The organism is Hassallia byssoidea VB512170 (genome assembly GCF_000817785.2).
Classification (GTDB): domain Bacteria; phylum Cyanobacteriota; class Cyanobacteriia; order Cyanobacteriales; family Nostocaceae; genus Hassallia; species Hassallia carrinoi.
Map to the genome: position 1 here is coordinate 20534 of NZ_JTCM02000016.1, position 11141 is coordinate 31674.

Here is an 11141-nt window from a genome sequence, read left to right on the forward strand (position 1 = left end):
ACAAATGTCGGCTGCTTATAGTAGACCGACAAAATATTGTGGTGTCAACAGTGAATTTTGGTGACAGTATTAATTCTTACGCATATTTTCAAAATATGTGAAATACAGGCAAGCCTATCCCTCAGAATAACCTGCCATTAAAAATTAGCAAGCCCATATTTAAACACATATCTTGATTGTTTGGGGGAGTGTCCGAGTGGGGGAGTGGAGACAGGGGGACAAGGGAGAATTTGTTTTTCTATCTTCCCCTGCTTCCCCTGCTTTCCCTGCTTTCCCTGCTTTCCCTGCTTTCCCTGCTCCCCCATCTCCCCCATCTCCCCATTCCCCCCAACCCCACTTCGTGGGGACCCCAAAGCCCCCCATTCCCCCTGCCCCCTGCCCTCATCCCTCACTGCTTACTGGTAGTAAAATCGTAAAACAGGTACAGTTTGATTGACTTTCAACCTCGATTGTGCCTCCAAGGGAAAGAGTGAGTTTTTGTACTAGTGCCAATCCTAATCCGGTTCCCCCTTGCTTCCAAGGATCGTTGCTGGGAATGCGATAAAATTTGTTAAAAATGAGCGGTATTTCTGTGGTGGGAATTTCCACACCAGTATTAATTACTTGGAATTGAATTTGTTTTGATTTTAATTGAGCGCTGAGGGTGATTTGTGCTTCTGGTGGGCTAAATTTACAAGCGTTGGTGAGCAGTTCGATTAAAATACGTTCGAGACTGAAGGGATCGCAAGTGAGTGGGGGAAGATTGGCAGCTATATTTATCTGCAACTCTTGCTGAGAAATGTTGCGATTGCGTGCTTGAAATACCTGCAACACCCGGCAAAGCCATTGCTGTAGTTGAATTGTTTCTAATACCAACGGTTTAGCGACATTATCGAGCTTTTGCAAATCCAGGAAATTATTAATTAGGTTAATTTCGCGATCGCACTCGTTGTCTAAAATTTGAAAGTAGCGAGCTGCTTTTGAGCGTTCTGTTTCTGGCTTGTCTATTTCCAACAAAAAGTTTTGCTCTTTTTTCAGTGAGATTCCCAGCATCTGAATCGCCATTTTCATATTAGTTAGTGGCGTGCGTAATTCATGGGAAACTGTACTGAGAAATTCATCTTTGAGACGATTGAGGCTTTCAATTTCATCAAATTGTGCTTGTGCTGCTTCTTGAGTTTCTTGAAGAGCAACTTCTGTTAATTTGCGCTCTGTGATGTCAATACAACTACCAATGTAACCAGCAAAGTTACCTGTGGATGTAGACCTGGGAACCCCAGAATCTAAAATCCAACGATAATTGCCGTCATGTCGCTTGAGCCGATATTCCATCTTGAATTTGGCTCGTGCATTAAAGGCAGATTCATAGGTTTTAAAGCAAAAATCTTGATCTTCAGGATGTACGTTTTCCAACCAGCCTAAACCTTGCTCTTGTTCTAAGCTGCGTCCGGTAAAATTTAACCATGATTGGTTGAAAAAATTACATAACGAGTCGCTTCCAGACATCCACAACATAACTGGTGCTGTGTCAGCCATAGTGTGAAAGCGTTGTTCGCTTTCTCGTAACAAGTCTTCTGTCTGTTTCTGAGCGGTAATATCCTCGCAAACCATCAAAATCAGCGGATTTGCCTCTTCAGTTGGTAATATCCGCGCTGCGATTTTTACCCAAACAATTTTTCTGGCATTTAAGCGAAACTCCCAATTAGTAATTTCGCTTTCGGGTGACACTGTTAATAATTCTTTGAATGCATTACTTAACCTTTGCTTGTCTGACTCCTCAAACAAGTTAAAAATTGAAGTTTGGATTAGTTGTTCCCGTCTATATCCCAGACTGTCTGCACCAAATTGGTTTACAGACAAAATTTTCCCTGTTGCATCCAAGGTGAAGTACACAGAAGGTGTATTTTCATACAAACTGCGATACCACTGGAGTTCTTCTTGGGTACGACGCAGGGTTTCTGGGGTGCAAAGTTCTAAATCGGTAGCTCGTTCAGACACAACTTCCAGATGTACAGGTGTTACAGACAAAATATCTTTTTGACGAGTGTAATGCCAGCTAGATTGCTGATTGCGGCTCATAGATTTAAACTTGCACCCAAGCGAGAAGTGTCAACTAGGCGGTAAGAAAAAAATATTATTATACAGGTTTTAAATTAATTTGTGTGAAAGGTGCAAATAAAAACTTATGTAAAGACTAAGCTTTATATTGTATGGTTCTTTAATTGATAGCTCAAAACTTGCGATTGGAAATATTGATTAATCTATCTTGAAAATAGAGAGGCTTAGGCAGTTGGGTTAGGAGCGCTTAGACAAAAGGTCAGAAAAAGAGATTTTTATCGATATTAGTATAAACAGTTCATGTTCTGGTTGAATATTAACCACAATTATTCAAATATAGGTAGGGAGCCTTCCCCCCTTAGAAGCAACGCTTAAGGCTTAAAAATAGATGCTTTTTTTTGTGGTTTCGTTAAATTATGCAACAATTTGACTTCTTCTGGCGTAAGTTCGCGCCACTCTCCTGGTTGTAGACGATCTAATTTTAAGTGGGCGATCGCTATCCTCACCAATCGCAAGGTAGGAAACCCCACAGCAGCAGTCATCCTTCTCACCTGCCGATTTTTCCCCTCTGTCAAAGTCATTTCTAGCCAAGCTGTGGGGACATTTTTTCTAAATCTGATCGGTGGATCGCGATCGCTTAACAACGGTTCTTCTGACAAAAGTCGTACTTTTGTCGGTCGAGTACGGTAATCTTGAATTTGCACACCTGTTTGCAATTTCTGCAAAGCCTCTGCATCCGGAATTCGCTCTACCTGTACTAAATAAGTCCTTTCATGTCCAAATTGAGGATGAGAAAGACGATGTTGCAATTGTCCGTTATTTGTCAATAATAATAATCCTTCACTGTCCCAGTCTAAACGCCCGACAGGGTACACATCAGCCACTTCGATGTAATCTTTTAGGGTACTGCGGTTAGGTCTATCTTTTGTAAATTGGCTGAGAACCCCGTAGGGTTTGTAAAAAATGATATAGCGATAGTCATTCATTGTTTAAAAATACCTTACAGGCTATAAGCCTGAAGCTATACAAACAAAGCCCGCCTACGCGGGCTATAATCCTGCTAGCTTGCGCTTTTAGATTTAGGTGACGAAGATTATTTAAACATAACTTTCCTTGGATGTTTGGACTTAGCCAAAGGTGATTTTGCCTGGTGGAGTAGATTGCGAGTAGAAGAGTGCGATCGCGCTTTTGGTCTTTTGGCTGAGGAGTGCGATCGCTTTATATCATCAGCAATGAGTTGGAAATGATAATGTAAATCTGACAAGTTATTGTGTTTTTAACAGCTTGTCGGCTACTACCTTTAGAATAATCACTGCAAGTCAGCAAAAGTTTCTGTTGCCATTCTTAGTCTTTCCTTTAGGTTATGTTCGTTAGTTAAATCGCGTATTTTTACAGATATAGCCAGAAAATTTTTATTACTAAGTATAGTATTATATTGTTTTTTAAATTCATCGAAATTTTCAATATTACCTGATTCTAGTCTTTTCGCTATACCAACCATGACTGCCTCGAAAAAAGTTGGAACAAATCCTTTCTCTCCTTTAAAAGCTTTGTTACCGATGCATTTGTTAATAATTTCAATTGTCGGTATAAATGCTTTTTCTATTTTCGCTTGAGAATAACAGTTAAGCTGTCTATTTTTGTTCATAAAATTATTAAGAAATTTTTTCAGCGACGGCTTGTAGTTGTTCCCCTCAAAGTAAAGTGCTATGAATCTTAGAATGAGTTCTTGGTCTTTCTTATTTTTCTCCTTATTGCCAAATATATTACGCCAAGCTTCATTATTATTCATTTCACCAATCAAATCGTTGAAATTTCCGTGGAAAATGCAAGCACGGATTTCTTGGGGTTTTAATAAAGTACCTCCTGTATTAAGTCTTTCAAAAATGTAGTAAATGCTCTCTTCGTTATTATCGCGTGGCTCAATCACGGTTGCCGATAAAACGGAGTTGTCTAATTGTCGTCTTTCTGCATCAAGGAGTGATTCATATTTTTTACCCTCAAACTCTCGATGAACACCTTTCAAAGAGAAAGATGTCCGACTATTGGGAAATTTCCCCTCGTAAAAAGATTTAACACTAATTAATCTTTGCTGACCATCAAGTACTAACAGCTTATTTGTTTGTGAATCTTTTGCAAGGAAAATACCAGGAACTGGTAGATTTAATAATAGAGATTCTACTAAACGCGAAGCTTGTTTAGGTTTCCATACATAAGCACGTTGAAAATCGGGAATATATATGTCATCGTTTCTTAAGCGCTTCACTATGCCTTCTACATCAAAATCGGTTCGAGAAACTGATATTGAAAACCTGGAAGGAAGGATATCATCATCTTCATCTTCCTGATTTTCCTCAATTTGTGTTTCCTGTTCTTCATCCGCTAGACCCTCTAAGGGGTATCCATCCCTGTTTTCTTGAAACGTACTCATACTGTGACACCCTTTCTCAAATGACTGAATTTTATAAATGTACACAGTTATAAATAATACCAAAATAATGGTTTATCTGCCTTGACGCACTCCACCACTTCTCAACCGAGTGCGAGACGCAAAGCTTTCGCCCCCATCAAAGTACCGTAAAATAATATCGAAATATAAGCTTTTTAAAGGAGCAGTTATTCTTCCCACAGCACAACAAGCTTTAAAGTGTGTTTACTTGTGTCAAGCATTGACAACTGTTTACAAACCAATTTATATGGTGCGTCTGGATAAACGCACAGGCAAACTGTTCATCCTCGCTGGAGATGATATACAAATTTTGATTAGTCGTGATGGAAACTGGGACTATTTATGAGCAAACCAAATTTTGATGCTATGAGTGAAGCTGAATTAAGAGCCTACGTCATTGCACACCAAGACGATCAAGAAGCTTTTTACGCATTTGTAGATCGTTTGAAGGCAAAACCTCCCTCTGCGGTTTATCCTGCATCGATGACACCAGAGCAAATCCATCAAGCAATATTAATGCATGTTCAGCAGAAACAGAAATTAAAAGACGCATAGAACACTGCAACCACGCATACCACCTTGCTTACCTCATAATTTGTTAACTTACTTGCGCCCACCCACAACGAAAGTGGTACAATCAACACTCATGCTAGGGGTGCCTGCACTTTTCAGGCTGAGAACACACCCTTAACACCTGAGTCTGGGTAATACCAGCGGAGGGAAGCTGTTTATCGAGGGAATTCAATATGCGGACTCAATGGGTTGCTAAACGCCAGGGACAAGATAATGTCACGCAAATCCACTACGCACGCCAGGGTGTTATTACTGAAGAAATGGATTATGTAGCACGACGGGAAAAGCTCCCCGTTGAGCTAATTAGAGACGAAGTAGCGCGGGGACGGATGATTATTCCCGCGAATATTAATCACACTAACTTAGAACCGATGGCGATCGGCATTGCCTCTAAATGCAAGGTAAATGCCAATATCGGTGCTTCTCCCAATTCTTCCAATCTTCAGGAAGAAGTAGATAAGCTAAACTTAGCGGTAAAATATGGCGCTGATACCGTGATGGACTTGTCCACTGGCGGTGGTAACTTAGATGAAATTCGCACCGCCATTATCAAAGCTTCACCAGTACCAATCGGGACAGTGCCAGTATACCAAGCTTTGGAAAGCGTCCACGGCACAATTGAGAAACTCACCGCCGATGACTTTCTTCATGTAATCGAGAAACACGCCCAGCAGGGGGTAGACTATCAAACTATCCACGCGGGAATTTTGATTGAGCATTTGCCTTTGGTGAGAAATCGCATTACAGGCATTGTCTCTCGTGGTGGCGGTATTTTGGCACGCTGGATGCTGCATCACCACAAACAAAACCCGCTTTATACCCACTACCGTGACATCATCGAGATTTTCAAAAGATACGATGTGTCCTTCAGTTTGGGTGATTCTTTGCGTCCTGGCTGTACCCATGATGCCTCAGATGAAGCACAATTAGCCGAATTGAAAACTTTGGGACAATTGACCCGCAAAGCGTGGGAAGATGATGTACAGGTGATGGTAGAAGGTCCCGGACATGTGCCGATGGATCAAATTGAGTTCAATGTTCGCAAGCAGATGGAAGAGTGTTCTGAAGCACCTTTCTACGTGCTGGGACCATTGGTAACGGATATTGCTCCGGGTTATGACCATATTACTTCAGCGATCGGTGCGGCGATGGCTGGTTGGTATGGTACGGCGATGCTTTGTTACGTAACTCCGAAGGAACATTTAGGACTGCCGGATGCCGAAGATGTACGTAACGGTTTGATTGCTTACAAGATTGCCGCTCACGCTGCGGATATTGCTAGACATAGACCAGGTGCGAGAGATAGAGACGATGAACTCTCCCACGCTCGTTATAACTTTGACTGGAACCGTCAGTTTGAATTATCACTCGACCCGGAAAGAGCGAAGGAATATCACGACGAAACTTTACCAGCAGATATTTACAAAACTGCTGAGTTTTGCTCGATGTGCGGTCCTAAATTCTGCCCAATGCAAACTAAAGTTGATGCTGATGCCTTGACAGAGTTGGAGAAGTTCTTGGCAAAAGAACCTGTAGCGCAAGGTTAATAAATAGCCTGCAATAAATAGCCCGCACCCTAGAAGGGTGGACGGCAGTCGCCTCAACGGGGGGGAACCCCCGCACAGCGCTGCCTCGGCTATACGAACAAGAGCTTACCTACGTGGGCTATTTATGTCGATATAATTTGATACTAAAACATTACTTTGGTTATTAAACAGAAACTTTTTTGCTAATATAATCGACAGCCTGTTGAACTGTTGTAATTTTTTCAGCAGCTTCATCAGGAATTTCAATATCAAATTCCTCTTCCAAAGCCATAACTAACTCTACCGCATCTAAAGAATCTGCTCCTAAATCTTGAATAAAGTTGCTGCTGAGGGTTATTGTGTCTGCTTCAACTGATAACTGTTCAGCAATAATATTTTTTATTTTTGTAAATATTTTTGCTTGGAAATTATAGTTTATTGAAGGCTCTATTGCTAAATTTTCGGTTTCTGTTTGGGTGATTTGAGAATTGTTAGCTAATTTTTCTTCTCCTTCATCTTCAGATTCGTCTCTAATTTGGAAATAGTAATATAGATTAGCAACAGCCAAATCTGATGCTTGTTGTAAATTCGATGGAACTAAAGTTTTGTAACCAGCGTTAGCAGCTTGTTGATTAATATAAAGTTCCGACTGTTGGCGTAGTTGAGAATCGAACAAGTATAATAGCTGGTCGCGTAGAGAGTAGAAATGAGATTTACCTGCTAAATCTTCGTATGTTAATTGTTCTGGTGGTGCTAAATTGGTATCTTGGCTAATTATCAAATCTGAGTTATTGAAATCAGCGCTGGTTAAAAGTTTTAATTCTGATGATGGAAGCGATACTCCTTGGGAGTCACTTCGCGATCGCATCCAATCAATATGATTTTGCCATGAGTTTAATACTTCTAAATCGTGATTGTAAATACGGGTAATTTCCGGAAAGAGAAAATCAAGCTCATCGTGGGATTCACAACTATTAATAATACCGACAGCATCTTGACAAACTTTATCCTGCAACTGAGATATTCGCTCACTTACCGCTGACATTTCATTTTGTACTTGATAAGTTGCAATAATTCCCTGTTCAATTATCCAAGCACATTCGAGTCTTCGTAGTTGTCCAGCAGCAGAGGTTTCTTCTAACAAATGGGGGTTTGTATAATCTGCCAAAGCTTCAAATAACATTCCCCTCGCACCGTCAATTTCAGCATTTCTGCGACTTGCATCTTGTAATTGCATCGCTGAACGAAAGCGATTTATTGCTTGGATAAACAACCCATACGCTCGTACTAAAACTATACGGTGTTGTTCAAATTTGATGTCTTGGGATATCTCCTCAATTATTTGCCTAATTTCTGCTCCTTGGTCTTTTAAGGCTTGCTTGAGGTCAATAAACCCATTTTTGACCTCTAACCGCATTTGCTCAACTTCTTTTCTAAGTTTTAGTGTTTGATGCAAGTTTATCGCTGTCAATGCAATACCCGCTACTGTTCCCACACCAATCAAAGCTGTAGTTCCTTGCAGCACTCCCAAACTAGTTTGTATGCTTTGCAAACCTTTCATAACATCTGCAAAGCCTCGCTGCGTTTGGTACATTTGCACCCCACTAGTAATAAATTGAGAAGCAGCTAGCAGCGGAGATAGAGGACTGTTGCCGACAGTAGCAGCGATCGCATGACCAACAAACTCTCCTGTAACAGCATCTCTAGCCATACTTATTGGTACACCGTTGCTAAAAACTGGAATATATTTGCCAGCTTGAATACCCGCTTCGATTAAAGGAGAAAATTGGAATTGCATAGCTGTGGATTGATAGAAGTTTTATTGCTTCGAGGCTAACTTGTTTAGAAAAGTGAAAATAACCGTATTTACTCGGTATATTGATAAATTTTGTCTAAACCTGGGAATAATAAATTTGAAAAGTCTACGCATCGCATAATTTATGGATACTTCCCTCGTTAATCCTCAGATTGTTGATTTGTTATCACGGATTAGTGGACAAAAACTGACTCAACGCGAATTTACCCCACCCGTAATATTTTTGGCAAATTTGGTAACTATACTACTCGGAGTCATATTTGTAGATGGCATAGTCGCAGAGTCAGAAAAGCAAAGACTACTAAAAGCTCTTTATCGATTTAGTACCCCGGAAAGTGGTGTGCGGCGATTAACACATTTAATGATTAAGGGAATCAAAGAAAACCAGCTTTATAAAAAAATTAATGATTTACTTACTGTCAGTATTCCCCTTTCTGATTCCGAAAAGTTATTATTGATTGCTTTTGGCTATCAAATGTCAGCCGCAGATGGCAAAATGAACTTTCGTGAGAAGCAATATTTGGAAATAGTAGCCAAAAAATTAGGTATTAATCAAAAACATTTGGCAGTTTTAGAAGCTGGATTTACTAATCAAAATATTGTCGATTCTATTGCTTTAGAAGAAGTACGATTTTTGTTAGATCCTTCTCAATTTCATAACTTAGATTTGATGTTTGTTAAAGCTGCAAGCGATATGCTAGCGACTTTACCTGCTAAACCCGAAAACAAAGTAATTAAACGGACAAAAAAATCTTACGACGAATTGAAACAATTCCAAAAGCATCAAAAAGAATTAGATTGCTTTTGTTTTCGTCTTTTCCAGATAGTAGAAGATTGTCAAGAGCGCGGTTTCTTAGCTTACACTTTGATTGATGAAGTCCGTAAGGTATCTAAACAATTACAATCGCCGAGTTTTCGTTTAGCAGTTGTAGGAGAATTTAGCCAAGGTAAATCAACATTACTAAATGCTTTACTAGGTGAAGAAATTCAACCAGCAAGAGAGATTCCTTGTAGTGGTGCAGTAACAGTATTGAAATATGGAACCCAAAAGCGGGTAATCTGTCGATATAAGGATGGAAGAGAAGAAGAAATTCCATTTAGTGAGTATCAACTAAAAGCAACAATTTCCGAAGATGCAGCACTCGGATGTCTTAGCGATGAACTAGCAAATAACGAAATTGAGGAAATAGTTTTTGAACATCCAGATTTAGAATTATGTAGCAGCGGAGTAGAAATTATAGATTCCCCAGGATTGAACGAACATGCGGAACGTACCGCAATTACTCAAAGAATACTCAAAGATACAGACGCAGTAATTTTTCTAACTAATGCTTCACGTTCGTTAACTCAAGGTGAACGTGACTTGCTGCGAGATTTGAAGATTCAACTTAATCACGGTAAAGAAAATCAACCAGCTAAGAACCTTTTTGTAGTCGGTAACTTTATGGATTTGGTGCGAACTGAAAAGGGACGCGAACAAGTCCAAGAAAGAATAAAAAGATTTGTACAAGGTGAGAATCCTCTCATTTCTGGTGAAAACCGCGTTCACTTTATTTCTGCTCAATCTGCTCTAAATGCTTTTTTGCAGGGTAATGAAGATGAGTATTCTAAAAGTTTTGATAATTTTACTCAGTCTCTTGAGAATTTTTTGATAAATGAGCGTGGAGTAATAAAAAATAATCGCTCTGTTGCCGATATTAATTATTTAGTTCAACAAAGTTTAAATGGATTGGAACAAGCTGAACAAATATTAGATGGTAAGGTAACTATTTCTGAAGTTGAAAAACAGAAAATATTTGAACAAATTGGTGAAGCAAGCGGTCGTGATGTCAGAATCCGTTTAGTAGCTTCTCAATTAATAGAGCAAGTGATTTCAGAAGCGGCTGAATCTTGGGATAAATGGTGCGAAGGATTAGGCGATCGCATGGCTGAAAAAAGCAAACACTGGTCTTCTGAACACAGTCCTGTCTGGAGTCAAGATAAACTAATCAAAGATTATACAAATCACTTTCTCAAAGATTTATCTAAAGAAATAGACAAATGGGGAAACCAACAACTTAAAGATGTCATATTGCAAAATAATCTCAAAGTTTTAGATGCAAATATTGAGTATGAGCTAGATGCAATTAAATCTAAATTTAAAAACATTGAACAGCAAGTAAAAGCCAATTTTAGCGAACAGCTTCAACTGTCCATAAATGGTATAAATGATGATTTTATGGGTTTAGGAGGATTTGGTGGCGGTTTAGGGATAGGTGGTGCTTTAGCTGTTGGATTACTGGCATTTACAGGAATTGGCTTCGTTGGAATAATTATTGCCAGTTTAGCAGCAACAATTGCTGGTTCGTTTGGTTTGGGAATGTTTGATGTTGATGGATTGCATCACCAGATTAAAATGAAAATTTTTGAAATAGGATTTCAAAAGTTTGATGAATCAATGGATAAAGTTTCTGAAAAGTTACACGAAATTACTACTTCAGTTTTTGATAGCAAGGTTGAATCTGCAAATCGAGTAATTGCTCAAGCGATCGCGCTTTACGAAAATCTCATAGAACAGCACGAACAAGCACACAAAGAAACTGTAGAAGAACAGCAAACGCAGAAGGCTTGGATATCTGAAAAACGTCAAGAAATTGAGAAAGTCAAAAATGATATCGAAGCAATTTTACAACAATGCGTTGTTTAGTAATTTCCTTGGTTGTCTTAACATCTTAATAAATTTTTTCAACGCAAAGGTACG

10 protein-coding genes and 1 riboswitch are annotated in these 11141 nt (G+C 39.4%); of the genes, 5 read left to right on the top strand and 5 right to left on the bottom strand.

Annotation, left to right across the window (positions count from 1 at the left end; translation table 11 throughout):
- Positions 1-159: 159 nt before the first annotated feature.
- The 3 genes from PI95_RS10280 to PI95_RS10290 all read right to left on the bottom strand — a co-directional run bounded on the left by PI95_RS10280 (position 160) and on the right by PI95_RS10290 (position 3023).
- Positions 160-363, bottom strand: a complete 204-nt coding sequence (locus PI95_RS10280; RefSeq protein ID WP_163518768.1) for a hypothetical protein — start codon at positions 361-363, stop codon at positions 160-162.
- Positions 364-381: 18 nt separating this feature from the next.
- The gene (locus tag PI95_RS10285) at positions 382-2058 is read right to left on the bottom strand and encodes a sensor histidine kinase (RefSeq protein WP_039739128.1); all 1677 of its coding nucleotides are present in this window, start codon (positions 2056-2058) and stop codon (positions 382-384) included.
- A gap of 350 nt (positions 2059-2408) precedes the next feature.
- The gene (locus PI95_RS10290) at positions 2409-3023 is read right to left on the bottom strand and encodes a pseudouridine synthase (RefSeq protein ID WP_039739130.1); all 615 of its coding nucleotides are present in this window, start codon (positions 3021-3023) and stop codon (positions 2409-2411) included.
- Between the two features lie 135 nt (positions 3024-3158).
- Between PI95_RS10290 and PI95_RS36750 the strand changes: the two genes are divergently transcribed.
- The gene (locus PI95_RS36750; protein ID WP_268896728.1) at positions 3159-3284 is read left to right on the top strand and encodes a hypothetical protein; all 126 of its coding nucleotides are present in this window, start codon (positions 3159-3161) and stop codon (positions 3282-3284) included.
- Positions 3285-3346: 62 nt separating this feature from the next.
- Here PI95_RS36750 and PI95_RS10295 read toward each other — a convergent pair whose 3' ends face one another.
- The gene (locus PI95_RS10295; protein WP_052324772.1) at positions 3347-4468 is read right to left on the bottom strand and encodes a DUF262 domain-containing protein; all 1122 of its coding nucleotides are present in this window, start codon (positions 4466-4468) and stop codon (positions 3347-3349) included.
- Positions 4469-4577: 109 nt separating this feature from the next.
- Between PI95_RS10295 and PI95_RS37465 the strand changes: the two genes are divergently transcribed.
- The 3 genes from PI95_RS37465 (at position 4578) to thiC (ending at position 6606) form a co-directional block, all read left to right on the top strand.
- Positions 4578-4832, top strand: coding sequence for a DUF6888 family protein (locus PI95_RS37465; protein ID WP_039739132.1), 255 nt, complete (start codon positions 4578-4580; stop codon positions 4830-4832).
- Positions 4829-5041 carry a DUF6887 family protein gene (locus PI95_RS10300; RefSeq protein ID WP_039739134.1) on the top strand — a complete coding sequence of 71 codons (213 nt, stop codon included), beginning with the start codon at positions 4829-4831 and terminating at the stop codon, positions 5039-5041. Before PI95_RS37465 ends, PI95_RS10300 begins: the two co-directional genes overlap by 4 nt.
- A gap of 86 nt (positions 5042-5127) precedes the next feature.
- Positions 5128-5225, top strand: a riboswitch (TPP riboswitch).
- Between the two features lie 7 nt (positions 5226-5232).
- Positions 5233-6606: a phosphomethylpyrimidine synthase gene (gene thiC / locus PI95_RS10305; RefSeq protein WP_039739135.1), complete on the top strand. Its 1374-nt coding sequence runs from the start codon at positions 5233-5235 to the stop codon at positions 6604-6606.
- 163 nt (positions 6607-6769) lie between these two features.
- Here thiC and acpP read toward each other — a convergent pair whose 3' ends face one another.
- The gene (acpP, locus tag PI95_RS35835) at positions 6770-7024 is read right to left on the bottom strand and encodes an acyl carrier protein (RefSeq protein WP_039740486.1); all 255 of its coding nucleotides are present in this window, start codon (positions 7022-7024) and stop codon (positions 6770-6772) included.
- Between the two features lie 1501 nt (positions 7025-8525).
- Between acpP and PI95_RS10320 the strand changes: the two genes are divergently transcribed.
- Positions 8526-11087, top strand: a complete 2562-nt coding sequence (locus tag PI95_RS10320; protein ID WP_039739137.1) for a dynamin family protein — start codon at positions 8526-8528, stop codon at positions 11085-11087.
- The last annotated feature ends 54 nt before the right edge of the window (positions 11088-11141 follow it).

Bases quoted from the DNA above. Each gene is read 5' to 3' on its own strand.
- PI95_RS10285 (WP_039739128.1), bottom strand. From the start codon at position 2,058: ATGAGCCGCAATCAGCAATCTAGCTGGCATTACACTCGTCAAAAAGAT.
- PI95_RS10300 (WP_039739134.1), top strand. From the start codon at position 4,829: ATGAGCAAACCAAATTTTGATGCTATGAGTGAAGCTGAATTAAGAGCC.
- PI95_RS10320 (WP_039739137.1), top strand. From the start codon at position 8,526: ATGGATACTTCCCTCGTTAATCCTCAGATTGTTGATTTGTTATCACGG.
- thiC (WP_039739135.1), top strand. From the start codon at position 5,233: ATGCGGACTCAATGGGTTGCTAAACGCCAGGGACAAGATAATGTCACG.
- PI95_RS10290 (WP_039739130.1), bottom strand. From the start codon at position 3,023: ATGAATGACTATCGCTATATCATTTTTTACAAACCCTACGGGGTTCTC.
- PI95_RS10280 (WP_163518768.1), bottom strand. From the start codon at position 363: ATGGGGGGCTTTGGGGTCCCCACGAAGTGGGGTTGGGGGGAATGGGGA.
- PI95_RS10295 (WP_052324772.1), bottom strand. From the start codon at position 4,468: ATGAGTACGTTTCAAGAAAACAGGGATGGATACCCCTTAGAGGGTCTA.